Annotated in this window: 25 protein-coding genes and 1 pseudogene; 16 read left to right on the forward strand and 10 right to left on the reverse strand. The window is 70.3% G+C overall.

Annotation, left to right across the window (positions count from 1 at the left end; all coding sequences use genetic code 11):
* Positions 1–43: 43 nt before the first annotated feature.
* Genes eccB through AB0N03_RS27555 form a run of 3 tightly spaced genes read left to right on the forward strand, consistent with a single transcriptional unit; the run spans position 44 to position 2,819 of the window.
* Complete coding sequence (gene eccB, locus AB0N03_RS27545) at positions 44–1,465, forward strand: type VII secretion protein EccB (protein ID WP_364377406.1); 1,422 nt, start codon at positions 44–46, stop codon at positions 1,463–1,465.
* A gap of 11 nt (positions 1,466–1,476) precedes the next feature.
* On the forward strand, positions 1,477–2,172 hold the full coding sequence (locus AB0N03_RS27550; protein ID WP_364377408.1) for a response regulator transcription factor: 696 nt from the start codon (positions 1,477–1,479) through the stop codon (positions 2,170–2,172).
* Positions 2,169–2,819, forward strand: a complete 651-nt coding sequence (locus tag AB0N03_RS27555) for a response regulator transcription factor (protein WP_364377410.1) — start codon at positions 2,169–2,171, stop codon at positions 2,817–2,819. The genes AB0N03_RS27550 and AB0N03_RS27555 overlap by 4 nt, the downstream gene beginning before the upstream one ends.
* Positions 2,820–2,895: 76 nt before the next feature.
* Here the strand turns inward: AB0N03_RS27555 and AB0N03_RS27560 are convergent, their stop codons facing one another.
* On the reverse strand, positions 2,896–3,690 hold the full coding sequence (locus AB0N03_RS27560) for a carbon-nitrogen hydrolase family protein (RefSeq protein ID WP_364377664.1): 795 nt from the start codon (positions 3,688–3,690) through the stop codon (positions 2,896–2,898).
* A gap of 83 nt (positions 3,691–3,773) precedes the next feature.
* Between AB0N03_RS27560 and hisD the strand changes: the two genes are divergently transcribed.
* From hisD to AB0N03_RS27585, 5 genes are all read left to right on the forward strand, one after another.
* Positions 3,774–5,099 (forward strand): histidinol dehydrogenase, encoded by a 1,326-nt coding sequence (hisD, locus tag AB0N03_RS27565; RefSeq protein ID WP_364377412.1) that lies wholly within the window; start codon positions 3,774–3,776, stop codon positions 5,097–5,099.
* Positions 5,096–6,196 carry a histidinol-phosphate transaminase gene (locus tag AB0N03_RS27570; protein ID WP_364377414.1) on the forward strand — a complete coding sequence of 367 codons (1,101 nt, stop codon included), beginning with the start codon at positions 5,096–5,098 and terminating at the stop codon, positions 6,194–6,196. Before hisD ends, AB0N03_RS27570 begins: the two co-directional genes overlap by 4 nt.
* The gene (hisB, locus tag AB0N03_RS27575; protein WP_364377416.1) at positions 6,193–6,792 is read left to right on the forward strand and encodes an imidazoleglycerol-phosphate dehydratase HisB; all 600 of its coding nucleotides are present in this window, start codon (positions 6,193–6,195) and stop codon (positions 6,790–6,792) included. The genes AB0N03_RS27570 and hisB overlap by 4 nt, the downstream gene beginning before the upstream one ends.
* Positions 6,789–6,947 carry a hypothetical protein gene (locus tag AB0N03_RS27580; protein WP_196425226.1) on the forward strand — a complete coding sequence of 53 codons (159 nt, stop codon included), beginning with the start codon at positions 6,789–6,791 and terminating at the stop codon, positions 6,945–6,947. Before hisB ends, AB0N03_RS27580 begins: the two co-directional genes overlap by 4 nt.
* 67 nt (positions 6,948–7,014) lie before the next feature.
* On the forward strand, positions 7,015–7,446 hold the full coding sequence (locus AB0N03_RS27585) for a nitroreductase/quinone reductase family protein (RefSeq protein ID WP_364377418.1): 432 nt from the start codon (positions 7,015–7,017) through the stop codon (positions 7,444–7,446).
* 61 nt (positions 7,447–7,507) lie between these two features.
* Here the strand turns inward: AB0N03_RS27585 and AB0N03_RS27590 are convergent, their stop codons facing one another.
* Positions 7,508–9,703 (reverse strand): MMPL family transporter, encoded by a 2,196-nt coding sequence (locus AB0N03_RS27590; protein WP_364377420.1) that lies wholly within the window; start codon positions 9,701–9,703, stop codon positions 7,508–7,510.
* Between the two features lie 204 nt (positions 9,704–9,907).
* Between AB0N03_RS27590 and AB0N03_RS27595 the strand changes: the two genes are divergently transcribed.
* Positions 9,908–10,501, forward strand: a complete 594-nt coding sequence (locus tag AB0N03_RS27595; RefSeq protein ID WP_364377422.1) for a TetR family transcriptional regulator — start codon at positions 9,908–9,910, stop codon at positions 10,499–10,501.
* Positions 10,502–10,707: 206 nt separating this feature from the next.
* Here AB0N03_RS27595 and AB0N03_RS27600 read toward each other — a convergent pair whose 3' ends face one another.
* On the reverse strand, positions 10,708–11,241 hold the full coding sequence (locus tag AB0N03_RS27600) for an RNA 2'-phosphotransferase (RefSeq protein WP_364377424.1): 534 nt from the start codon (positions 11,239–11,241) through the stop codon (positions 10,708–10,710).
* Positions 11,242–11,274: 33 nt separating this feature from the next.
* Entirely contained in the window at positions 11,275–11,736 is a 462-nt protein-coding gene (gene soxR, locus AB0N03_RS27605) for a redox-sensitive transcriptional activator SoxR (RefSeq protein WP_364377426.1), read from the reverse strand.
* 52 nt (positions 11,737–11,788) lie between these two features.
* Here soxR and AB0N03_RS27610 point away from each other — a divergent pair, with 52 nt between their 5' ends.
* Both AB0N03_RS27610 and AB0N03_RS27615 read left to right on the forward strand, forming a co-directional pair.
* Positions 11,789–12,478, forward strand: coding sequence for a thiamine pyrophosphate-dependent enzyme (locus tag AB0N03_RS27610; RefSeq protein WP_364377428.1), 690 nt, complete (start codon positions 11,789–11,791; stop codon positions 12,476–12,478).
* The gene (locus tag AB0N03_RS27615) at positions 12,478–13,368 is read left to right on the forward strand and encodes a transketolase (protein WP_364377666.1); all 891 of its coding nucleotides are present in this window, start codon (positions 12,478–12,480) and stop codon (positions 13,366–13,368) included. Before AB0N03_RS27610 ends, AB0N03_RS27615 begins: the two co-directional genes overlap by 1 nt.
* Here the strand turns inward: AB0N03_RS27615 and AB0N03_RS27620 are convergent.
* Both AB0N03_RS27620 and AB0N03_RS27625 read right to left on the reverse strand, forming a co-directional pair.
* Complete coding sequence (locus tag AB0N03_RS27620; RefSeq protein WP_364377430.1) at positions 13,346–13,780, reverse strand: hypothetical protein; 435 nt, start codon at positions 13,778–13,780, stop codon at positions 13,346–13,348. The genes AB0N03_RS27615 and AB0N03_RS27620 overlap by 23 nt on opposite strands.
* An 11-nt stretch (positions 13,781–13,791) precedes the next feature.
* Positions 13,792–14,403 carry a hypothetical protein gene (locus AB0N03_RS27625; RefSeq protein WP_364377432.1) on the reverse strand — a complete coding sequence of 204 codons (612 nt, stop codon included), beginning with the start codon at positions 14,401–14,403 and terminating at the stop codon, positions 13,792–13,794.
* 378 nt (positions 14,404–14,781) lie between these two features.
* Between AB0N03_RS27625 and AB0N03_RS27630 the strand changes: the two genes are divergently transcribed.
* Complete coding sequence (locus AB0N03_RS27630; protein WP_364377434.1) at positions 14,782–15,348, forward strand: NUDIX hydrolase; 567 nt, start codon at positions 14,782–14,784, stop codon at positions 15,346–15,348.
* On the opposite strand, the gene AB0N03_RS27635 is transcribed toward AB0N03_RS27630, so the two are convergent.
* Positions 15,337–15,867 carry an NIPSNAP family protein gene (locus tag AB0N03_RS27635; protein WP_364377436.1) on the reverse strand — a complete coding sequence of 177 codons (531 nt, stop codon included), beginning with the start codon at positions 15,865–15,867 and terminating at the stop codon, positions 15,337–15,339. The genes AB0N03_RS27630 and AB0N03_RS27635 overlap by 12 nt on opposite strands.
* 85 nt (positions 15,868–15,952) lie before the next feature.
* Between AB0N03_RS27635 and AB0N03_RS27640 the strand changes: the two are divergent.
* A pseudogene (locus AB0N03_RS27640) lies at positions 15,953–16,794 on the forward strand (IS5 family transposase).
* A gap of 230 nt (positions 16,795–17,024) precedes the next feature.
* Here AB0N03_RS27640 and AB0N03_RS27645 read toward each other — a convergent pair.
* The 3 genes from AB0N03_RS27645 to AB0N03_RS27655 form a co-directional block, all read right to left on the reverse strand.
* Complete coding sequence (locus tag AB0N03_RS27645; protein ID WP_364377438.1) at positions 17,025–17,972, reverse strand: cold shock domain-containing protein; 948 nt, start codon at positions 17,970–17,972, stop codon at positions 17,025–17,027.
* Positions 17,973–18,148: 176 nt separating this feature from the next.
* Positions 18,149–19,321: an acyl-CoA dehydrogenase family protein gene (locus AB0N03_RS27650; protein ID WP_364377440.1), complete on the reverse strand. Its 1,173-nt coding sequence runs from the start codon at positions 19,319–19,321 to the stop codon at positions 18,149–18,151.
* Positions 19,322–19,369: 48 nt separating this feature from the next.
* Positions 19,370–19,546 (reverse strand): hypothetical protein, encoded by a 177-nt coding sequence (locus AB0N03_RS27655; RefSeq protein WP_364377442.1) that lies wholly within the window; start codon positions 19,544–19,546, stop codon positions 19,370–19,372.
* A 171-nt stretch (positions 19,547–19,717) separates the two neighbouring features.
* Between AB0N03_RS27655 and AB0N03_RS27660 the strand changes: the two genes are divergently transcribed.
* The 3 genes from AB0N03_RS27660 to priA are packed head-to-tail and all read left to right on the forward strand — an operon-like array spanning position 19,718 to position 21,999.
* The gene (locus tag AB0N03_RS27660) at positions 19,718–20,572 is read left to right on the forward strand and encodes a hypothetical protein (RefSeq protein WP_364377444.1); all 855 of its coding nucleotides are present in this window, start codon (positions 19,718–19,720) and stop codon (positions 20,570–20,572) included.
* Positions 20,573–20,604: 32 nt separating this feature from the next.
* Positions 20,605–21,225, forward strand: coding sequence for an imidazole glycerol phosphate synthase subunit HisH (hisH, locus tag AB0N03_RS27665; RefSeq protein WP_364377667.1), 621 nt, complete (start codon positions 20,605–20,607; stop codon positions 21,223–21,225).
* Between the two features lie 36 nt (positions 21,226–21,261).
* The gene (priA, locus tag AB0N03_RS27670) at positions 21,262–21,999 is read left to right on the forward strand and encodes a bifunctional 1-(5-phosphoribosyl)-5-((5-phosphoribosylamino)methylideneamino)imidazole-4-carboxamide isomerase/phosphoribosylanthranilate isomerase PriA (RefSeq protein WP_364377446.1); all 738 of its coding nucleotides are present in this window, start codon (positions 21,262–21,264) and stop codon (positions 21,997–21,999) included.
* Positions 22,000–22,032 lie beyond the last annotated feature (33 nt).

A 22,032-nucleotide genomic window follows, 5' to 3' on the forward strand; every position in this document is an offset into this window, starting at 1 on the left:
CGAGCACTCGGGAGGACGACGCACACAGCCGGGGGCACAGCGCGTGTGGACGCAGCGGGACCAGATCCAGGCGTACCAGTTCCTCCGCCGCAGGCTCGTTTCCGCCCTCGTCGCGGCTGACGCCAACCACCCCGTCTCGCCCAGCCGCCGGCTCGTGCTCGGCACCGTGCTGGGGCTCGTGGCCGCGCTGCTCGTCACCGCCGTCTTCGGCATCATCGGCCTGCTCGACCCTTCCGGCGGCAAGGACTGGCTGGCCGGCGGCAAGGTGATCGTCGAGGAAGGCACCGGCGCCCGGTTCGTGCTCGGCGCCGACGGCGTCCTGCACCCGGTCCTCAACTACGCCTCCGCGCGGCTGCTGGCCGGCGGCAACGGCGACGCGACCGTGTCCGTCTCTTCCGAGAACCTCGGCAAGGCCGGCCGCGGCACCCAGATCGGCATCCCGGGGGCGCCCGACTCGGTGCCCGCGGCCGGGGCGCTCGTCACGACGCCGTGGACGAGCTGCAGCCGCACCACCCAGGACGCGCCCGCGTCGGCCGAGCCGCGCACCGCCGTCCTGCTCGCCGCGCCCGCGTCCGGGGTCGAGCTGCCGCGCGACCAGGGCGTGATCGTCCGGCTGCCCTGGGGCGACCGGTTCCTGCTCGCCGGCGGCCGCCGCTACAAGCTGTCCGACGAAGCCGCGACCGCGCTGCAGTTCGACAGCTACCCGACGATCGCGGTGTCCGCGCGGTGGATCGACACCGTCCCGGCCGGGCGCGACCTGACCGCGCTGCCGGTCGACGGCGCCGGCGACCGGGGCCCCGACGTGGGCGGTCGCGACACCCGCGTCGGCGAGGTCCTCGCCGTCGTGGACGCGCTGGCCGCGCCCGGCACGGCGTCGTCGTACTACCTGGTCCGCCGCGACGGGCTCGAGCCGGTCGGGCAGACCGAGGCGAGCCTCCTGGTGACGACGCAGGCCAACGCGGCCGCCTACCCCGGCACGCCGGCGCCGGTCGACGTCCGCGCGGCCGACGTCGCCGCCGCGCCGAAGGTCGCGGCGCCCCGCGCCGGCGGTGCCGACCCCGCGGCGTTCCCCGACCGCATCCCGGGCAAGGCGCCGATCACCGGCGGCTCCGTCGCGCTGTGCATCCAGGGCAGCCGGTTGCTCGTTTCGGCCGAATTCCCGCTTCCCGCTGGCGCGAAAGCAATCCAGGTCGCCACCCGGACCGAAGCACGGGTGGCGGACGAGGTGTACGTACCTCCCTCAGGGGGAGCCGTCGTCGTCGAATCCGGCTCGGCCACCACGTACCTGGTGACCGATACGGGCCGGAAGTACCCGGTGGTGAACGCGCAGGCGCTGGCCTCACTCGGCTACGGAAGCGTGAACAGATCACCGGTCAACGGTAGTTTGCTGGCATTGGTGCCGATGGGCCCCGCGCTGGACCCGGCCACGGCCGGGCGGCCGGCCCCGTCGGGTGGAACGGGGTGAAAGTCGTGCACATGACACAAGAGCGCTCGGCCGAAGACGATCTGGACCGGGGCCGGGTCCGGGTCGCGGTCATCGAAGACCACCCGCTGTACCGCGTTTCGGTGGAACGGGTGCTGGCCGAAGCGGAATTCATCGAACTGGGGGCGGTGGTCGACTCGGTGGCGCGGTTCCACGTCCACCGGCAGCCACCGGGCAGCGTGGTACTGCTCGACCTGGGTCTCCCAGGTGTCGCCGGGGCGGCGGCGGTCCTGGAGGTCTGCGAGCTCGGGCACCACGTGCTCGTGGTCTCCGCGCAGGCGGAACCCGAGGTCGTGCTGGGGGCGATCGCCGCCGGGGCGCGCGGGTTCCTGTCCAAGGACGTCGACGGGGACGAGTTGCTGATCGCCATCAAGACGGTGGCCGAAGGCGGCGCGTACGTCTCGGCGGTGGTCGCCGGGATGATCATGAAGGACAACGCGGACCGGCCGGCCGTCTCGGCCGACGTCGAGCTGTCGCCGCGCGAGGAGCAGGTGCTGCGGCTGGTGGCGGCGGGGGAGCGCGACGTCGACATCGCGCTGATCCTCGGCATCGGCGTCCGGACCGTGCGGGGCTACCTCGACCGCATCCGCGACAAGACCGGCGAACGGCGGCGGCCGGGCCTGGTCAAGGAAGCCATCCGGCGGGGCCTGATCGGCGGCTCCGGCCCGCGGCGCGGCGGCCGCAAATGAGCGACGGGGAAGCGAAGGCGCCCCGGCGGATCCACGTCGGGGTGATCGAGGACCACCCGCTCTACCGGTACGCGCTCACCCGCGTGCTCACCGAGGCGCCGGACATCGAGCTCGGCGCGGTCGCCGACTCGGTGGCCCGGTTCGCGGTGCAGGACCAGCCGGTCGGCAGCGTCGTGGTCCTCGACCTGAAGCTCCGGGGCGTCCAGGACGCGGCCGCGGTCCTGGAAGTGGGGCAGATGGGGCACCGGGTGCTGGTGGTGTCCGCGCACGCGGAACAGCCGGAGGTGCTCGGCGCCATGCAGGCGGGCGCGAAGGGGTTCCTGTCGAAGGACGTCGACGGCGACGAGCTCCTGCGCGCGATCCGCACGATCGCCGACGACAACGCGTACGTCTCGCCGACGTTGGCCGGGATGATCATCCAGGACAGCGAAGAACGCCACGCGGGGCCGAAGATCGTGCTGTCGGAGCGCGAGAAGCAGGTGCTCCGGCTGGTGGCGGCGGGGGAGCGCGACGTCGACGTGGCGGAGATCCTCAACATCAGCGTCCGGACGGTCCGGTCGTACCTGGACCGGATCCGCGACAAGACGGGCGAGCGACGTCGGGCGGGCTTCGTCCGGGTCGCGATCCGCGAAGGCCTGCTCCGCTAGCTCCGCCTCAAGCGCCCCAAGGCGGCCTTGGTTGCGTTCAACGCACCCAAGGCCACATTGGGGCGCTCGGGACCGGTCAGAGGCGGCGGTTGGCCAGGGCTCCGGTGGCCGTGCGGGCCTGGGCCGACACCGCCGGGTCCACGTCCACCAGCAGAGTCTCCGGCGCCGCACCGGCCTGGGCCACCACCCGGCCGAAGCCGTCCGACACCGTCGAGTAGCCGATGCCCGTCGGTGCCTTCGGGTTCACCGTGACGCCCGTCGCCGCCGGATCGGCCTGGCCGCAGGCCAGCACCCAGCAGCCCGAGTCCAGCGCCCGCGCGCGCACCAGGACCTCCCACTGCTCGCGCTTGCCCTCGCCGGCGCCCCAGGACGCCGGCAGCAGCACGACGTCGGCGCCGTCGTCGGCCAGCGCCCGGAACAGCTCCGGGAACCGCAGGTCGTAGCAGGTCGCGACGCCGTAGACGACGCCCTCGAAGTCGAACGTCGTCAAAGTCGCACCGGACGCGACCGTGTCGGACTCGGCGAAGCCGAACGCGTCGTAGAGGTGGATCTTGTCGTAGCCGTCGTGCTGCCCGCCGCCGGTGACCAGCAGCGTGTTGCGCACCCGGCCCTCGTCCGCCGGGGTGAACATCCCGGCGACGACCACGACGTCGTGCTCGGCGGCCACCGAAGCGACCGCGGACGCCCACGGCCCGTCCAGGGGCTCCGCGACCGGCTCCAGCGGCCGGCCGAACCGCGCCATCGTCGCCTCGGGGAACACGACGATCCGCGCGCCGCCGGTCACCGCGGCCTCCACCCCGGAGCGAACCAGTTTCAGGTTCGCTTCCGGGTCGTCGCCCGAGTTGACCTGGCACAACGCGATTCGCGCCACCGCTGCCTCCTGCATGCTGGGATCCGCCGTCACCGGGGAGTATCGCCGAAAACCCGCTCGGCGTGACCTCGTACCCTGAGGGCATGTTGAACCGCACCGACCTGCGTGGGCAGGTCCCGACCGCCGCCGAACTGCGCGCCACGCTCCCGCGCGCCGAATACGACGTGGACGCGGCGCTGCATCACGTGCGCCCGGTGGTCGAGGCGGTCCGTGACCGCGGTGTCGAAGCCGTCCTCGAGTACACCGAGAAGTTCGACGGCGTCCGTCCCGCGTCCGTGCGGGTGCCGCGCGAGCGGTTGACGAAGGCACTGGCCGAGCTGGACCCGGCCGTGCGCGCCGCGCTGGAGGAGTCGATCACCCGCGCCCGCAAGGTGCACGACGGGCAGCGCCGCACCGACGTCACGACCGCGGTCGTCGACGGCGGCACGGTCACCGAGAAGTGGGTGCCGGTCGAGCGCGTCGGCCTCTACGCCCCGGGCGGGCTGGCCGTGTACCCCTCGACCGTGGTGATGAACGTCGTCCCGGCGCAGATCGCGGGCGTCGCCTCCCTGGTCGTCTGCTCGCCGCCGCAGGCCGCGTTCGACGGCCTGCCGCACCCGACCATCCTCGCCGCGGCCGAGCTCCTCGGCGTCGACGAGGTGTGGGCGGCCGGCGGCGCGCAGGCCGTCGCGCTGCTCGCGTACGGCGGCACGGACACCGACGGTGCCGAGCTCGTCCCGGTCGACGTCGTCACCGGGCCGGGCAACATCTACCTCACCGCGGCCAAGCGGCTCCTGCGCGGCCTGATCGGCATCGACGCCGAGGCCGGGCCGACCGAGATCGCCATCCTCGCCGACGAGACGGCCGACCCGGTGCACGTCGCCGCCGACCTGATCAGCCAGGCCGAGCACGACCCCTTGGCGGCGAGCGTCCTGGTGACGACGTCGGAGCAGCTCGCCGACGCCGTCGACAAGGAGCTGGTGAACCGCGTCGCCGCGACGAAGCACACCGAACGCGTCGCCGAAGCGCTGGCCGGCAAGCAGTCCGGCGTCATCCTGGTGTCCACTGTGGACGACGGCTTGCGCGTCGTCGACGCCTACGCCGCCGAGCACCTCGAGATCCAGACGGCGGACGCGCGCGCGGTCGCCGCCCGGGTCCGCAACGCGGGCGCCATCTTCGTCGGCGCGTACGCCCCGGTGTCGCTCGGCGACTACTGCGCCGGCTCCAACCACGTCCTGCCCACCGGCGGGTTCGCCCGCCACTCCTCGGGCCTGTCCGTGCAGAGCTTCCTCAAGGGCATCCACGTCGTGGACTACTCCGAGGACGCGCTGCGCGAGGTCGCCGGCCGCGTCGTCGCGCTGGCCAACGCCGAGGACCTGCCCGCGCACGGCGAAGCCGTCACCGCGCGCTTCGGAGGCGAGGCTCGATGACCATCGGCGAAGAGGTCACCCTGGACGCGCTGCCGCTGCGCGACGACCTGCGCGGCAAGACCCCGTACGGCGCGCCGCAGCTGGACGTCCCGGTCCGGCTCAACACCAACGAGAACCCGTACCCGCCGCCGCCCGAGCTGGTCGCGGACGTGGCCGAGGCGGTCCGCGCGGAAGCCGCCGAGCTGCACCGCTACCCGGACCGGGACGCCGTGGCGCTGCGCCAGGACCTGGCCGACTACCTGAGCGTGTCGACGCGGGTGGTGCTGTCGGAGGCGAACGTCTGGGCCGCCAACGGGTCCAACGAGGTGCTGCAGCAGATCCTGCAGGCCTTCGGCGGCCCCGGGCGCAGCGCGCTCGGCTTCGAGCCGTCGTACTCGATGCACCCGATCATCGCGTCGGGCACGCGCACCGAGTGGGTCCCGGCGCCCCGCCGCCCCGACTTCACGCTCGACACGGCCGCGGCGGCGTCACTCATCCGCGAGAAGCGGCCCGACATCGTGTTCGTCACCAGCCCGAACAACCCGACCGGCGGCTCGATCCCCCTGGCCGAGCTGCGCGCGGTGCTCGACGCGGCCACCGGGATCGTGGTCGTCGACGAGGCGTACGCGGAGTTTTCGCCGCAGCCGAGCGCGGTGGAGCTGCTGGCCGGCTACCCCGCGCGGCTCATCGTGTCGCGCACGATGAGCAAGGCGTTCGCCTTCGCCGGCGGCCGGCTCGGCTACCTGGCGGCGGCGCCCGCCGTCGTCGACGCGCTGCAGCTGGTGCGGCTGCCGTACCACCTTTCGCGGCTGACGCAGGCGGCCGCGCGGGCGGCGCTGCGCCACGCGGACGCCACTTTGGACAGCGTGCACAAGCTGGCCGCCGAACGCGACCGCGTCCTGGAGGCGTTGGCCGGTCTGGGGTACGACCCCGTGCCGAGCGATTCGAACTTCGTCCTCTTCGGACGGTTCGGCGACCCGCACGCGGCCTGGCAGTCCTATTTGGACAAGGGCGTGCTGATCCGCGACCCCGGCATCGAAGGACACCTGCGCGTCAGCATCGGCACGCCGGAAGAGAACGACGCCTTCCTCGAGGCGAGTAAGGAAGTTTCCCGATGACCCGCATCGGCAAGGTCGAACGGACCACCAAGGAGTCCTCGATCTTCGTCCAGCTGGACCTCGACGGCACCGGCGAGGTCGACATCTCGACCGGCGTGCCGTTCTACGACCACATGCTGACGGCGTTCGGCGTCCACGGCTCCCTGGACCTCAAGGTCGAGGCGACCGGCGACATCCACATCGACGCGCACCACACGGTCGAGGACACGGCGATCGTGCTGGGCCAGGCGATCCGCCAGGCCCTTGGCGACAAGAGCGGCATCCGCCGCTTCGGCGACGCGTGGATCCCGATGGACGAGACGCTCGCCCACGCGGCGATCGACGTTTCCGGGCGGCCGTACTGCGTGCACGTGGGCGAACCGGAGCAGTTCAACACCTTCACGATCGGTAACAACTACCCGTTCGTCCTGACGCGCCACGTGTTCGACTCGCTGTCGTTCCACGCGCAGATCGCGCTGCACGTCCGCGTGATCCACGGCCGCGACCCGCACCACATCGCGGAGGCGGAGTACAAGGCGGTGGCCCGGGCCTTGCGCGCGGCGACCGAGCCGGACCCGCGCGCGGGCGGCATCCCCTCCACGAAGGGCGTCCTGTGAGCAAGGAAGTCGTCGGAGTCCTCCTGCTCGCCCTGGGCGGTTTCCTGGTGGGCGGCGTGTACTCGACCTGGAAGACGGCCAAGTTCATGGCGGGGGTGCTCGGCGTCGCGGCCCTGCTCGCCATCGGCGGCGCCATCTTCTGGTTCATGAGCTGACCGATTCCTTTCCCGGGCGCGGGCGGTCTGCACCATCGAGGTCCCGCCACGAGAACCAGGGAGAGCGATGTCCACTGTGCCGGCCGACGAGGAGTTCCGGACCTACAACGAAGGCGTCATCAGCGAATTCCGCGCTCACCACGGCGTGGTCAGCCGACCGCCGTTCCCGATCCTGCTGCTGACCACGACCGGGGCGCGCACCGGCCGTCGGACGACGGTGCCGCTCGGCTTCGCGGTCGACGACCGGGGCCGCGTGTTCGTGGTCGGCTCCAAGGCGGGCGCTCCCCGGCACCCGGCCTGGTTCCACAACCTGCTCGCCGACCCGGCGGTGACGGTCGAGCTCGGCGACGCCACCTACCCGGCGCGGGCCGTCGTGACGACCGGCGAGGAGCGCGACCGCCTCTACCGCACGGTTTCCGACGGCACCTCCGCCTACGAGCGGAACACCGACCGGGTGTTCCCGGTGATCGTCCTCGACGGCGTCCCCGCCCCGGCCTGAAAGCCGTGAAGGCCACCTTGAGGAACTTCAAGTTCCTCAAGGTGGCCTTCACGAACTTCGGCTAGCGGCTCGCGCCGACCAGTTCGCGCTCGTCGTCATCGGGTGCGGCGTCGAGGTGCTTGGTGAGCTTCTCACCCTCGACGTCGACGTCCGGCAGGATGCGGTCGAGCCACTTCGGCAGCCACCACGCGCCGCGGCCGAGCAGGGACATCACCGCCGGCACCAGCGTCATCCGGACCACGAACGCGTCCACCAGCACGCCGAACGCCAGCGCGAAGCCGATCGACTGGATCAGCGCCGACTCGGCCAGGATGAACCCGGCGAACACGCTGATCATGATCAGCGCCGCCGCGACGACCACCCGCGCGCCGTGGCGGAAGCCGGTGACCATCGCTTCCTGGGGCTCCGCGCCGTGGACGTGCTCCTCGCGCATCCGCGTCACCAGGAACACCTGGTAGTCCATCGCCAGCCCGAACAGCACGCCGATCAGCAGGATCGGCAGCATGCTCATGATCGGCCCGGTCGACTCGACGCCGAGCAGGTCCGTCAGCCAGCCCCACTGGAACACCGCGACCACCGCGCCGAACGTCGCCGCGACCGAGCCGAGGAAGCCGATCGTCGCCTTCAGCGGCACCACGACCGAGCGGAACACCAGCATCAGCAGCACGAACGCCAGCCCGACGATCAGCGCGAGGTAGGGCAGCATCGCGTCGGACAGCTTCTCCGAGACGTCGATGTTCGCCGCGGTCTGCCCGGTGACGGACAGCTTCGCGCCGGTCGCGTTCTCCAGCGCGCCGGACTCGGTGCGGATCGCGGCCACCAGGTCCTCGGTCTGGGTGCTGCTCGGCCCGCTCTTCGGAATCACCGTGAGCAACGCCGTGTCACCGGTCTGGTTGACCTTCGCCGGAGTGACGGCGGCGACGTCCGGCAGCTTCTGGATGTCCGCCGCGGCCTGACCGAGCGCGGCCTGCCGGTTGGTGCTCGACCCGGTGTCGACGACGACCAGCAGCGGCCCGTTGGAGCCCTCGCCGAAGCTGCGGCTGGCGATCTCGTACGCCTTGTGCTGGGTCGACTCGGGTGCCGCGGTGCTGTCGTTGGGCAGGCCGAGCTGCATGCCGAGCGCGGGCAGCGCGACGACGGCCATCCCGGCCAGCGCGACGAGCAGCACCGGCCACCGGTGGCGGGCGACGAACCGCGCCCAGCGCTCTCCGTGCGTCGTTCCGACCGGCTTGCGGCGCAGGCGAATCCGTTCGCCGGCCACCCGGTGTCCGGCGAACCCGAGGATCGCGGGCAGCAGCGTCAGCGCGATGAGCACGGCAACCGCGACGGTGACGGCCGCGGCGACGCCCATCTGGCCGAGGAACGGGATGCCGATGATGGTGAGGCCGGCCAGCGCGATGATGACGGTGAGCCCGGCGAACACGACCGCGGACCCGGCGGTGCCGGCGGCGCGGCCCGCGGCCTCTTCGGGATCGCGGCCGAGACGCAGTTCGTGCCGGTAGCGCGAGACGATGAACAGCGCGTAGTCGATGCCGACGGCCAGCCCGATCATCAGCGCCAGGATCGGCGTGTTCGAGTTCAGCTCGAGGAACCCGGAGGCGAGGAAGATGCCGCCCATCCCGGTGCCGACGCCGATCAGCGCGGTGAGCAGCGGGATCCCGGCGGCGACCAGCGAGCCGAAGGTGATGATCAGCACGACGGCGGCGACCGCGACACCCAGGCCCTCGGTCGCGCCGGTTTCGGGGACGCCCTGCACGGCGTCGCCGCCGAACTCGACGGTGAACCCTTGGGCGCGGGCCGCGTCGGCGGTGTTCAGGAGGGCTTTGCGGTCACCGTCGGTGAGCTCGTACGCCTTCGCGCCGTAGCTGACCTGGGCGAGCGCGACGCGCTTGTCGGGGGAGATCGACTGCGCCTGGAACGGGTCCACGACGACGGCGACCTTCGGCGCGGTCTTCAGCTGCCCGACCAGGGACTCGACGGCGACCTTGCCCTTCGCGTCGGTCACCGACGTCCCGGCCGGCGCCTCGATGACGACGCGCGCGGTGGCGCCACCGGCGTTGGCCTGCGGGAACTTCTCGGTCAGCTGGTCGATCGCGCGCTGCGACTCGGTGCCGGGGATCGTCACCGAGTTCGACAGCTGGCCGGACAGCGTGAGGGCGCCCAGCCCGAGCGCCACGAGGACGGCCGCCCAGACGGCGGCCACCAGCGCCCGCCGTCGGAAGGACAACCGGCCGAGCCGGTACAGGAAGGTGGCCACGAGTCAGCTCCGTTTCGCCCGAACGGGGTCGGGTCACTCGATCTGGTTCCTTTCAAGCTAGCCGATCGGCAAGGAGAGCTCCAAGCCGATCGGCAAGTATGTGACTTGCCGAACAGCAAGGTTTATCCCAGCCGATCGGCTAGTAAGCGGTTTGCCGATCGACAGGGAGTGACGTACGCTCCGACGGCTCGCTGAGGAGGAAGAATGACCGCCGGCCCGGCCGAGGACACCCGGACCCGACTGCTGCAGACCGCGTTGCGGCTGTTCACCGAACACGGGGTCGAGGGCACGTCGCTGCAGATGATCGCCGACGCGCTCGGGGTCACGAAGGCGGCGGTCTACTACCACTTCAAGACGAAGGCGGAGATCACCGAGGCGGTGGCCGAGCCCGGGGTGCGTGACCTCGACGAGCTGGTGCTGCGCGCGGCCGCGCAGAAGCGCCGTGGCACGCAGGTGGACCTGCTGCTGGAGGGGTTCGTCGACCTGGTGATCCGGCACCGCGCGCTGGTGGCGCTGTTCTCGAGCGATCCGGGCCTGGTCCGCGCGATCGAGAAGTCGGCGCACGGCGGTATGGAGGGCTTCGGCCAGGCGCTGCTGGGCATCCTGTCGGGCCCGGACCCGACCCCGACAGCGCGGGTCAACGCGATGGTGACGTTGACGGGCATCGCGATGGCCGGCGGTTCCCCCGACCTGGCCCGCCTGGGCGACGACGAGCTCCGCACGGAACTGCTGGACGTGGGCCGCCGCCTCCTGGGCCGCCCCCGCCGCCGCCTCCCCACCCCCGTGTCGACCGCGTAATCACGCGAGTCGACCCCCCAATCACGCGAGTCCCGCCCCCAATCACGCGAGAGACGCGCCCAATCACGCGAGTTCCGGGATTCCGCCCCGCGTGTCGTCCGCCCGAGTACGCGAGCCGACCGTCTGGGTACGCGAGCCGACCGTCCAGGTACGCGAGCCGACCGTCTGAGTACGCGAGCCGACCACTCCGGTAAGCGAGTTCCGCCTCAGCCGACGCGGTGGAGATATTCCGGCGGCACCGTCGCCGTCAGCCAAACGCCGTTCGCGCTGACCTGGAAGGCGTGTCCCGCGGCGGCCATTTCCGCGGCGTCGACCCGGAGGAGCACCGGCTTGCCGCGTCGCGCCCCCACCGTTCGCGCGGTGTCGAGCGTCGCCGAAAGGTGGACCGCGTGACGCTTCATCGGGCGCAGTCCCTCGCGGAGGATCGCGTCGAGGAACTTCGCCACCGTGCCGTGGTAGAGCACGTCCGGCGGTGTCGCGTCCGCGAGGCCGAGGTCGACCGAGACGCTGTGGCCCTGGCTCGCGCGGATGCGCGTGCTGGTCTCGTCGAAGGCGAAACGGCGCTTGCTGTTCGTCTCGACGACCTCGTCGAGCTGTTCGCGGGTGATCTTCAACGCCCGCAGCAGGGTGTCGACGTCGACCCAGCCGTCAGGGGAGAGGGTGAGGCCGGCGGCGGCGGGATCGTGGCGCAGGTGCAGCGACAGCCGTTTGGAGATGCGGATCAGTTCTTTCTCGTTCATTTCCTCCCCAGGATCCCGCGGCGGGCAAGCGATTTAGATGCCGCCCTCGATCGCCGGACGCAGTTTGCTCGCTCCCGGCCCGAAGCGCGCCAGCGCGTCATCGTTGTTGTAGAGCGCGCAGCTGCGCAGTGACAGGCACCCGCAGCCGACGCAGCCGGTGAGCCGGTCGCGAAGGCGTTGCAGGGCGTCGATCCGCGCGTCGAGCTCGTGCTGCCAGTCGCGGGACAGCCGCGCCCAGTCGGCCTTCGTCGGGGCGTGGTCGGCGGGCAGCGACGTCAGTGCCGCGCTGATGTCCTCGAGGGAGAGCCCGACCCGTTGCGCGGCGCGAATGAACGCGATCCGCCGCAGCACCGAGCGCGAGTAGCGGCGCTGGTTGCCCGCCGATCGCTCCGAGCTGATCAGGCCTTTTTCCTCGTAGAACCGCAGTGCCGTGTGCGGCACCCCGCTGCGGTCCGCCACCTGTCCGATGCTGAGATGTTCAGCGAGCCTCGTCACCAGTTCAGGCTATCCTTGACTTCGAGTTTAGTCGAGGTTGCATCGTCGGAGTATGACCACTGCGACCGAACCGGGCTACGCCGAGCTGCCGCGACTGATCTCGCTGATGACCGGCGACGACAAGCACCACGCCGCCGCGGAGTCCACTGTGGACGTCCTGTGGGTGCTCTACGACCGCGTGCTGGACATTACGCCGGCCACGTTCCGCTCGCCGGACCGCGACCGTTTCCTGTTGTCCAAAGGGCACGGTCCGATGGCGTACTACGCCGTGCTCACGGTGAAGGGCTTTCTCGACGAAGCCGAGCTGCCGACGTGGTCGAACGCGCTGTCGCGCCTCGGTCACCATCCGGACCGGCGGCGCGTCCCCGGCGTCGAGATTTCGAGCGGTTCCCTCGGCCACGGCCTGCCGATCGCCCTCGGCACGGCGCTGGGCCTGCGCGCCCGCGGGGTGACGTCGAGGGTCGTGACGCTGATCGGCGACGCCGAGCTGGACGAGGGGTCCAACCACGAGGCGATGGTCGTCGCGGCGAAGTCCGGCCTCGAAAACCTGACGACGGTGGTGATCGACAACCAGTCGTCGACGCACGGCTGGCCAGGTGGCATCGCGCGCCGCTTCGAGGTCGAAGGCTGGGAGACGCGCACGGTGTCCGGCCGCGACCACTCCGCGCTGTACGACGCGTTCACTTCTCCGCATCCCGGCCGGCCACTGGCTGTGGTCGCTGTCGTCGAACCGAAGGGCTGATTTCCATGAGGGAAACGTTTCTGAAGACAACCGAGGAGATCCTGGACGCGGACCCGGACGTGGCGGTGGTGCTGGCGGACATCTCGGTGGCCCAGCTGGCGGGCGCGGCGCGTCGTCATCCGGACCGGGTGATCAACGTGGGGATCCGCGAGCAGCTGCTGGTCAGCGCGGGTGCGGGCCTGGCACTGGCGGGGTTGCGGCCGATCGTGCACACGTTCCCGTCGTTCCTGGTGGAGCGCGCATTCGAGCAGATCAAGCTGGACTTTTCGCACCAGGAAGTGGGTGGGGTTTTGGTGTCGTACGGGGCTTCGTACGACATGTCGGCCGAGGGGCGGACGCATCAGTCTCCGGGGGACGTTTTACTGATGGATTCGTTGCCGGGGTGGACGGTGCACGTTCCCGGCCATGCCGACGAGGCTCGCCGGTTGTTGCTGGAGTCCGTTCCTGGCGATGGGCGGGTTTACCTTCGGCTTTCAGCTCAGACGAATGCTTCGCCTCATCTTGGCGTCGGGTTCACTCGGCTGCGGTTTGGTTCGTCGGGCGTGGTGGTGGCGGTGGGGCCGGTGTTGGATCGGGTGCTGCGGGCGTGCGCCGGGTTGGACGTGACGGTTTTGTATGCGTCTACTATTCGGCCTTTTGACTCCGCCGGTTTGCGGTCGGCGGTGCTTTCGGCTTCGGGTTCGGTTGTTCTTGTGGAGCCTTATTTGGCGGGGACTTCGGCTTTTTGGGTTTCGGAGGCATTGGCGGACTTGCCGCATCGGTTGAAGTCTTTGGGTGTGCGGCGGGATGCGGAGGTGCGGACTTATGGTGGGATCGCGGACCACGACTTGGCGCATGGGCTGGATGCCGGATCGTTGAGGTTGTCGATCAGAGAGTTCCTGGGGGAGTAGAAGGCGAGCCGCTGGTGTCGATGGAATCGGCGGTGTGGTGTTCGTACCGGATGTTCGATCCCTTTCGCCGCTCCAGAACCGCCATCAGCTTCTCGTTGTTCCAGCGCTCTTCGACTGTGTTCATCGGCAACTTGACGTGGAGGCTTTTGTAGAGACTGAATCGGTTGAGGTCGAGAACCGTGCCGACGATCGCCATGTAGTAATCGGCTGCGGCGACCGCGGAGCGGTAAGCGATGCCCGCGAGAAAGTACGGCCCCAGAGCGATGAGCAGCCACCAACCGTCTGTCAGGAGGCAACCGATGGTCTCACAAGTGACGATCAAGGCGACTACGCACAGCCGCACCGCAGTATCAAGCTGCTGGCGTGAGTCCTGGAGGTAGCTGACGTGCTCGGCGGGGGCGATCAAAGCCACGTGCGGGGCAGTCAGTATCGCGTCGAGGCGTACTGCGAGCCGATTGCGTCTTCGGCTGAGCGAAGGGCGTTTCCGAGCCGGGTCGGCATGACCCGGGAGGCTTCCGGATAACGGTCGAAGGCGATCTCCGCTGCATCGGCGGCGGCGTGCAATCCGCTGGCTCGATGTGCCTCGTCGGCCGACCGTTGGCCGGTCAAAGCCTGCTCCAGCTGACTTTCGCCCCATGCCCTCGGGTCGCCGCGGTGCCTCTTGCCTGCCGCTCGTCTTTCCTCGTATCCAGCCACTAGTTGTGCCAGAAGGATGTCATCCCGTGCCGCCGCCAGTTTCGAGTGCCGGCGGTGCAGTCTGGCGCGCCGCTTGCGGTGATGGGTGATTCCTCGTCGGAGCAGGATTCGCGAGGGCCACGAACTTCCCCAGTAGCCCTCCAGCAACCGGGTCATGCCGAGTTGGAGGGGGTGAAGGAACAGGGCGAAGACCATCGTAGTCAGCAGCAACCACACCGCGCCGGCGAGATTGATGCCTCCCAGGCGTCGCACCATCAGGTGCAGATCCGGGGTCGCCTTCCACGCGTCGCTGGTAGCCAGTGCCGCGGTCCACGCGGTCAAGAAGAGCGCGGGCACCACGCTGACGACGGTGAAGTACCGACCGATCCGTCCTGCGAGGTCGAGGGCCGCAGTCGACGGCGATGAAGTTGCCACCACGGTGCCTAGTCGTACATCTCGTCGACGAACTCTCTACAGACTGGACACCACTCTCGGTTTCCTTCCGGCCGGACCACGTTGCCGCACTGCGGGCACTTCCGCCCGAACCGCCGCCTGCGGTGACCGGGAAGCGTCGGCGGCGGGTTGTTCGTCAACTGCATGATCTGGCGAACGAAACGAAGTCTGCGCATGGCCCTCACCCCGCCCTCCAGGATTGGACCATGTTAGGCCAGCATTCAGGCCTGGTCGACAAGTCGGGACGAGGTGGTGATGGGCTCTTCGCCCTGGGCGATGCCTGCCGTGGGCATTGTGGTCGTGGCGCTGGCCGGGGTTTTCGGGCCGCAGTGGGCCTGGGTTGCCGCCGGGGTTGTGGTGGCGGTCGGGGTGGGCGGACTTGCTTGGGGTGTGCTGAGGGAGCCGCGGGCCGATAGCCTGACCCTCATGGGGTCCAGCATCCGGCCGATCGCGCTCGGCGTTATTTGGCGTGAGCATGCTCTGCTCGTCTTCGAAGGGCGCGATGACGTCAAAGGCGAGACCTACTACCGGCCGCTCGGGGGTGGGGTCGAGTTCGGCGAACGCAGTGATGACGCCCTTCAGCGGGAGTTCCGCGAGGAACTCGATGCCGAGGTGCTCGTCAAGGAACGGCTCGGTGTCCTCGAGAACGTTTTCAGCTGGCGCGACAACCCCGGGCACGAGATCGCCTTCGTCTACGACGCCGAGTTCGTCGACTCCGCTCTGTACGCCAAGGATGAGATGAAGATCCTCGACGACCCCGCCACCGCGCGTTGGGTCGACTTCGCCGACTTCCGCGACGGCAGCAAGATCCTCTACCCCCGGGGGCTCACCGAACTGCTCTCAACGGAGTAGTGACCGCGAAGTCGGCTCCAGCGCCTCAGCAGAAGCGGACGAAACCCGGCTGAACGACACCGTGAACGGCCCGTCCGTCCGCACCGGCAGCTGCGGGAAGTTGTTCTCCGACGGCTCCGTCTCGAACACCGCGAACGCCGACGGCGATGCGGCGAAGGAGACGTACACGCCCGAACCCGGCGGTGGGGACGTCAGCCCGCGAAGGACCGGACGCAGCAGCAACACGTTGTCCGAGTCCACCATCGTCGCGTTGGCGGCATCGCGGAAACGCCGCCAGACCGGCCCGGAATAAAACGAGGAAAGCGCAGCCGCGCGAGCCTCGAAAGACCGGAACCCCCGCAGCCACACGAACTCGTCCGGCGACGAAGGCACCCGGAACAACCCGAACAGGTGCGCCCCCGAAGCCTCCTGGGGCTCGACGAACTCACGCTCGAACAACGCGATCAGCTCATCACGCCGCCCCGGGTGCAGCGTGTAGCGCCGTAGCTCGAGCACCGTCTCAAACGAAGAAAAGTCCACGACCCGCACTCTAAGACCTGGTCTCAAAACTTAAGGGTGTGTCACTGCGTAACCTGCCGGTCCTGGTCGTCGATCGTGGGCAGTCGTGGCGAAGACGACGCAGCAGCGGCGGGTCGAAGACCGGCTCTGGGAGCTGATCGAACCCCTGATCCCGTCCCGACCAGCGCCGCGCGGTCCGGGTGGGCGGCCCCGGATCGATGACCGTGCCGCGCTGGAGGGGATCTTGTTCGTGCTCGACACCGGCTGCCGCTGGCGAGACCTACCCGAGCAGCTCGGATGCGGTTCCGGGCACACCGCGTGGCGGCGGTTACGTGAGTGGCAGGACGCCGGCGTGTGGGACCGGCTGCACCAGCTCATGCTCGACGAGCTGTCCAACATCGACGAGCTCGACTGGACCAGAGGCTGCATCGACGCGGTGTCGGTGCGGTCGAAAAGGGGGGCGAGCTGACCGGCCGCAGCCCCACTGACCGGGGTAAAGCCGGCTCCAAGTACCACGTTCTGTGCGACGCGAACGGGCTACCGCTGCACATCATGTTGTCGGCGGCAAACACCCACGACAGCATGCTGTTCGAGCCGCTGCTGGACACGAACCCGACCGTGCGCGGCCACCACGGCCGGGCGGGCCGGCCACGATGCCGACCGGACAAGCTGCACGCCGACAAGGGCTACGACTACCGCCGCTGCCGCCGCTACCTGACCCGCCGCGGTATCAAGGTCCGTATCGCCCGGCGCGGGATTGAGGGCAAGTCCCGCCTCGGCCGGGTCCGCTGGGTCGTCGAACGCACCATCTCCTGGCTGCTGCGGTTCAAACGCCTCGGGCTGCGCTACGACCGGACCGAATGCACCACGCTGGCGCTACTCACGCTGGCCTGCACCGTGATCAACGTCCGCTGGCTCATAAAGATCGAGCTCTGCGACCAGGTCTAACGCATCCATTCACTCGTTTGGGATACATCGGTAGCTCTGTGTCGTTGGGTGGGGGTGACTGGTGAGCTTCTGAGCGCGGAGCAGGTCCTCGGGTCGGCACGGGGCCCCCGTCACCACGAGGGAGATCGATCTCCTGGAGGAGGCTGCAGCCGCGTTGCTGACGGCACCATCGACGGGGATGAACGAGCACTCTCGTCGGGAAGTGATCAGCCATCGGTGGGGCCGCCTCTTCAGAGGCGTTCGATGCGGTCGGCCTGCGGGCCCCGGTCGCTCTGACGCACCGCGTACCGGACCCGGTCACCCTTCTGCAGCGGCTCCGACCCCATGATCACGGACGCGTGGGCGAAGAGATCGTCGCCGCCTGCGTCCGGGGTGATGAAGCCGAAGCCGCGGTCGTCGTCGTAGCGCGCGACGACGCCCTCGCCGCCTCGTACGGGCACGTCCCGCGCCGCCGGCCCTGCGGCCGCGGCAGGTGCCGACCGCTGCGGCGCCGTCTGGGGCTCGGCGCCCCGGACCAGGTGCACGTCGCGGGCCTGCGGGCCCTTGTCTCCACTAGCCACCTCGTAGGCGACGCGGTCGCCCTCCGCGAGCCACGTCAGCCCCTCGGCCAGGGCCCGGGCGTGAACGAAGACGTCCCCGGCGCCGGAGTCGGGGTTGATGAAGCCGAAGCCCTTGTCCTCGTCGTACCAGGCCACCGTGCCGTCGGCACCGTCCGCGATACCAGCCGCAGCGGGTGAGCCGGCCCCTGCTCCCAGCGGGATCACGTGCCCGGCCTGCGGGCCGCGCTCGCCTTCGACGATCAGGAAGGCCACCCGCTGCCCCTCGGTGACCACGCCGCCGGTCACGATGGCGGAGCTGTGCACGAAGATGTCGGCGCCGCCGCCGTCCGGCGACGCGAAGCCGTACCCCTTGCCCGGCTCGTACCAGTTGACGGTGCCGAGCAGGCCCACGGCGCTGCCGGTGGCCGCATCGGCGGTGACGCGAACGCGCAGCGCCTGGGGCCCGCGGTCGTTCTCGCCGACCTCGAACACGACGGCCTGACCCTCGCGGAGCAATTTCGCGCCGCCGTCCCCGACGATCTCGGAGGCGTGCACGAACACGTCCGGCGAGCCGTCCTCGGGCGCGAGGAAGCCGAAACCCCGTTCGGCGTCGAACCAACGGACGGTCCCTTGCGGCATCAACGGCTCCAGGTCGAGAGGGCGGGCACTGGCCCCCAGTCTCTCTGACAGACCTCCGGCCCGTCGGGCCGGGCCCCACAGGCGGGCGGTGCGGAGCCACGGGCGGGCCGTTGGTTCACCTAGCGACACGCCGAGTTTTGAGACCAGGTCTAAAGACCACCACCGACAAAAACGGATCAGCGGAACGCCGCCAGCCCCGTCACCGCCTGGCCCAGCGACAGCGCGTGCATCTCCTCCGTGCCCTCGTACGTCAGCACCGTCTCCAGGTTCGCCATGTGCCGCATCACCGGGTACTCCAGCGAAATCCCGTTCGCGCCCAGCATCGAACGCGCCTCGCGCGCCGCGGAAAGAGCCGAGCGCACGTTCGCCATCTTGCCGAAGCTCACGTGGTTGTGGTGCAACGTCCCCGCGTCCTTCAACCGCCCGATCTGCAGCGCCACCAACCCCGCACGATTCACCTCGACCAGCAGGTCGGCCAGCTTGCGCTGCGTCAGCTGGAACCCGGCCAGGGGCTTGCCGAACTGCGACCGCGACATTGTGTACTCCAGCGCCGACTCGTAGCACGCGCGAGCCGCCCCGACCACGCCGAACAAGATCCCGTAGCGCGCCTCGTTCAAGCACGACAGCGGGCCCTTCAAGCCCCGGACCTCGGGGAACGCCGCCGTGGAAGGCAACCGGACGCCGTCGAGGACCAGTTCCGCCGTCAGCGACGCCCGCAGGGACAGCTTGTGCTTGACCTCGTTCGCCGTGAACCCCGGTGTCGACGTCGGGACGACGAACCCGCGGATCCCGTCGTCGGTCTGGGCCCAGACGACCGCGACGTCGGCGACCGTTCCGTTGGTGATCCACATCTTCGTGCCCGACAGCACCCAGTCCGACCCGTCGCGCACCGCCCGCGTCCGCATCGAGCCGGGGTCGCTGCCCGCGTCCGGCTCGGTCAGGCCGAAGCAGCCCAGCGCGTCGCCGGTGGCCATCCGGGGCAGCCACTCCTGCCGCTGCTCCTCGCTGCCCCACTTGTGGATCCCGTACATCGCGAGCGAGCCCTGCACCGACACGAAGCTCCGCAACCCCGAGTCGACGGCTTCCAGCTCACGGCACGCGATGCCGTACGCGACCGCGCTCGTGCCGGCGCAGCCGTAACCCTCCAGGTGCATGCCCAGCAGCCCCAGCGAACCGAAGCCCTTGGCCAGCTCGGCGGCCGGCAACGCGCCCGATTCGTACCAATCCGCGATGTGGTCCAGCAGGTTGTCCTTCGCGTACGCGCGGACAGCGTCGCGGATGGCGCGCTCCTCCTCGGCGAGCCCGGCGTCGAGGTCGAGGAAGTCGTGCGGGTCAGGGCTGCGACTCATGAGGGCTCCCGGGGGACGCGTCGATGCGGCCCCCGCAGGAAACCACAGTCAGGCGTCTGTCTTGCGCGTGGCGTTCGTCACGCGGACAGCAGACGCGGAGGGCGAGCACCGCGGCCGGACCTGCTGGCGGGGGATCAGCAGCTCGCTGAACTGCGGAAACGGCACGCTCTCGATGTCGTCGCGCCAGGCGTGCAGCATCTGGGACAGCAGATCGTCCTCAGCCATCTTCGCCTCCCTGGCGTCCGGTCTTGCCGGGGTGAGCCCACACGATCGGCTGAGTTGGTACCCAGTCGCTGGGACGCCGAAACGTCCTTCGCCAAGATTCTTCCGGTGGGTGACCCCTCCGTGGCAGAATCGCGTCGCCGCCGCCAAGGCCTCTACTTCCGAGGAGCGCACATGCGCGCGGCCAGTCTGCTCGCCCTCATCACCGCCGCCCTGCTCACCGCCACCGGCGTCGCCACGGCGCACGAGTCCCCCTGGCGGCAAACCGGGCACACCACCGCCGAGAACCGGGTCAGCGGCGAGGGCCTCACCACACTGCGCCTGCCCGGTCACGCCCCCGAGATCGTCTACCGCAACGGCGCCACCATCCCGCAGCCGCTCAAGGACGAGGGCTGGGGCCACGTCGGTGACCCGGATTCGCTGCGCGGCTACGTCTTCGACGTCTACCAGGACACCGTCACCCCGACGCCCACCCGGAAGATGTACCTGGTCACCAAGCCCGACGGGACGACGACGGAGTTCGTCCACCCGCTCGCCGCCGACGAGCCCGCCCCGAACGCCAACGCCGAGGTCGCAGCCACCCCCGACGGCCAGTGGCTGGTCTCCGGTCCGCTCGGCGAGATCGACCGCCTCTACGTCTCGGCGACGCCGTTCCTCAACCCCCGCGGCCCGAAGCAGGCCGGCGACCTCCCCGTCGCCGGCCGCATCCACCTCGACCACCACATCCGCAGCGCCCAGGGCTGCGACTTCGTCAGCTCGACCCGCCTGATCTGCGCGACCAGCGACCCGAACAACGACCTCTACCCGACCAACCTGCAGCTCCTGCAGATCGACCTCCCTCGGCCCCTGAACGGCCACGACGTCACCGCGAAGGTGCGCGAGATCAGCCAGGTTCCGCTGGTCAGCACCTGCACCGGCACCTTCACGCCGGAAGGCGTCGACTACGACGCCGGCGTGCTGCGGGTGGAGGTCGTGCCGCCGGCGCCGTGCAACACCGTGACGGACGTCTATTCGTTCGAGCGCCGCTGACGGCGACGGCTACGCTGGGTGGCGTGTCTCGTGTGGTGATTCTCGACTACGGTTCCGGCAACCTCCGCTCCGCCGAACGCGCTGTGGCGCGCGCCGGGGCCGAAGTCGAGGTCACCGCCGACCCGCATGCCGCGATCGAGGCCGACGGCCTCGTCGTGCCGGGCGTCGGCGCGTACTCGGCGTGCATGGCGGGCCTGCTGGACGTCAAGGGCCACCGGATCATCGGCAAGCGCCTCGCCGGCGGCCGTCCCGTGCTCGGCATCTGCGTCGGCATGCAGATCCTCTTCTCCCGCGGCGTCGAGCACGGCGAGGAGACCGAGGGCACGGGGGAGTGGCCGGGCGTCGTCGACCGGCTGAACGCCGACGTCCTGCCGCACATGGGCTGGAACACCGTGCGCGCGCCCGCGGACACGCAGCTCTTCGCCGGCCTCGACCCGGACGAGCGGTTCTACTTCGTCCACTCCTACGCCGCGCGCAAGTGGGAACTGGAGTCGGGCCTGGCCGGCCAGGAACCGAAGGTCACCTGGGCCAACCACGGCGAGGACTTCGTCGCCGCGGTCGAAAACGGGCCGCTGTGGGCCACCCAGTTCCACCCGGAGAAGTCCGGCGACGCGGGCGCGCAGCTCCTGCGCAACTGGCTCGCGACCCTCTGACCGGGTGACGGGGGTCTCCGCTTTAGAGTTACCGGCGTGACTTTCACGCTGCTTCCCGCCGTTGATGTGGCCGATGGCCAGGCCGTGCGACTCGTCCAGGGCGAGGCCGGCACCGAGACCTCCTATGGCAGCCCGCTCGAAGCGGCGCTCGCCTGGGAGCGCGACGGCGCCGAGTGGATCCACCTGGTCGACCTCGACGCCGCCTTCGGCAAGGGCAGCAACCGCGAGCTGCTCGCGGGCGTCGTCGGGCGCCTCGACGTCCAGGTCGAGCTCTCCGGCGGCATCCGCGACGACGCGTCGCTGAAGGCCGCGCTGGCCACCGGCGCCCGCCGCGTCAACCTCGGCACCGCCGCGCTCGAGGACCCGGAGTGGACGGCGCGGGTGATCGGCGAGTACGGCGACCGCGTCGCGATCGGCCTCGACGTGCGGATCACCGAGGCCGGCCACCGCCTCTCGGCCCGCGGCTGGACGTCCGACGGCGGCGACCTGTGGGAGGTCCTGGAGCGCCTGGACCGCGACGGCGCGTCCCGCTACGTCGTGACGGACGTCAGCAAGGACGGCACCCTGCGCGGCCCGAACCTCGAGCTGCTGCGCGACGTCGTCGCCCGCACCGACGCGCCGGTGATCGCCTCCGGCGGGGTGTCCAGTGTGGACGACCTCGTCGCGCTGGCCGGGCTGGCTTCGGACGGCGTCGAGGGCTCCATCGTCGGGAAGGCCCTCTACGCCGGGGCGTTCACGCTGCCCGAGGCCCTCGCCGCGGTCGCGAAGGTCTGAGGCCAGTTTGTGGAGTGGGCCCGTTAAGGGGCT

It is taken from the genome of Amycolatopsis sp. NPDC051061 (assembly GCF_040682935.1).
In the GTDB taxonomy this organism is placed as follows: domain Bacteria; phylum Actinomycetota; class Actinomycetes; order Mycobacteriales; family Pseudonocardiaceae; genus Amycolatopsis.

Excerpts from the sequence above, each read along its gene's own strand:
- AB0N03_RS27655 (WP_364377442.1), bottom strand. The coding sequence starts at position 19,546 with ATGGCTGAGGACGATCTGCTGTCCCAGATGCTGCACGCCTGGCGCGAC.
- AB0N03_RS27600 (WP_364377424.1), bottom strand. The coding sequence starts at position 11,241 with ATGAACGAGAAAGAACTGATCCGCATCTCCAAACGGCTGTCGCTGCAC.
- AB0N03_RS27645 (WP_364377438.1), bottom strand. The coding sequence starts at position 17,972 with ATGCCGCAAGGGACCGTCCGTTGGTTCGACGCCGAACGGGGTTTCGGC.
- AB0N03_RS27585 (WP_364377418.1), top strand. The coding sequence starts at position 7,015 with ATGTCCACTGTGCCGGCCGACGAGGAGTTCCGGACCTACAACGAAGGC.
- hisB (WP_364377416.1), top strand. The coding sequence starts at position 6,193 with ATGACCCGCATCGGCAAGGTCGAACGGACCACCAAGGAGTCCTCGATC.
- hisD (WP_364377412.1), top strand. The coding sequence starts at position 3,774 with ATGTTGAACCGCACCGACCTGCGTGGGCAGGTCCCGACCGCCGCCGAA.
- AB0N03_RS27610 (WP_364377428.1), top strand. The coding sequence starts at position 11,789 with ATGACCACTGCGACCGAACCGGGCTACGCCGAGCTGCCGCGACTGATC.
- AB0N03_RS27550 (WP_364377408.1), top strand. The coding sequence starts at position 1,477 with ATGACACAAGAGCGCTCGGCCGAAGACGATCTGGACCGGGGCCGGGTC.
- AB0N03_RS27570 (WP_364377414.1), top strand. The coding sequence starts at position 5,096 with ATGACCATCGGCGAAGAGGTCACCCTGGACGCGCTGCCGCTGCGCGAC.
- AB0N03_RS27595 (WP_364377422.1), top strand. The coding sequence starts at position 9,908 with ATGACCGCCGGCCCGGCCGAGGACACCCGGACCCGACTGCTGCAGACC.
- AB0N03_RS27650 (WP_364377440.1), bottom strand. The coding sequence starts at position 19,321 with ATGAGTCGCAGCCCTGACCCGCACGACTTCCTCGACCTCGACGCCGGG.
- AB0N03_RS27660 (WP_364377444.1), top strand. The coding sequence starts at position 19,718 with ATGCGCGCGGCCAGTCTGCTCGCCCTCATCACCGCCGCCCTGCTCACC.
- AB0N03_RS27555 (WP_364377410.1), top strand. The coding sequence starts at position 2,169 with ATGAGCGACGGGGAAGCGAAGGCGCCCCGGCGGATCCACGTCGGGGTG.